Origin of the sequence: Bacillus sp. 7884-1 (genome assembly GCF_002272245.1) — a bacterium.
In the GTDB taxonomy this organism is placed as follows: domain Bacteria; phylum Bacillota; class Bacilli; order Bacillales; family Cytobacillaceae; genus Neobacillus.
In genome coordinates, this window is record NZ_NPDD01000026.1 from 1 (window position 1) to 705 (window position 705).

The 705-nt window shown below is 36.2% G+C and carries 1 protein-coding gene; it reads left to right on the top strand.

All coding sequences use genetic code 11. From position 1 onward, the window contains the following. Window positions 1-162 precede the first annotated feature (162 nt). Window positions 163-600 (top strand): BrxA/BrxB family bacilliredoxin, encoded by a 438-nt coding sequence (locus tag CHI06_RS04245; protein ID WP_095247184.1) that lies wholly within the window; start codon window positions 163-165, stop codon window positions 598-600. Window positions 601-705: the final 105 nt, after the last annotated feature.

Sequence of the window (705 nt, forward strand, 5' to 3'; positions counted from 1 at the left end):
CCTGGAGCACAAATCAACAGCCAAATTTACACAGCCTAAAAAAGTAACAACTTTTGATTGTTGACAGTCGTCTTTTTTAGAAAAATAATCTTTATCGTTTGGAAAAAACACATTTTTACTGTTATCATATAGTTATATCGACATAAATTAGGAGTGAAAAGTATGAGCATGGATTTCAATTTTTTCATGAATGATGTTGTGACTCAAGCACGTAATGAGATCGCGGCAGCTGGTTATAAAGAACTTAAAACACCTGAAGAGGTTGAAGAAGCGCTTGAACAAAAAGGTACAACCTTAGTAATGATTAATTCTGTATGCGGTTGTGCTGGCGGCATTGCACGCCCAGCAGCGGCTCATGCCCTTCATTATGATAAACGTCCAGACAATCTTGTTACCGTTTTTGCAGGTCAAGATAAAGAAGCAACAGAAAAAGCACGCAGTTATTTTACAGGCTATCCACCATCCTCACCGTCCTTTGCATTATTAAAAGACGGAAAAATTGTATCAATGATTGAAAGACACCAAATTGAAGGCTACGATCCAGCAACAGTTGTAGCAAGACTACAAAAAGAATTCGAAGAAAACTGTGAAGAACTATAAATAGTAATCATAAGAGCCAATCTCCTTTATGGAAGATTGGTTCTTTTTTATTAGGCTATGTTTTAAGCTTATTATTGATTTTGGCACTCTGTTGATTTATGTGGA

What these genes read in the sequence shown, in the direction of transcription:
- CHI06_RS04245 (WP_095247184.1), top strand. Translation starts at nt 163, where the DNA reads ATGAGCATGGATTTCAATTTTTTCATGAATGATGTTGTGACTCAAGCA.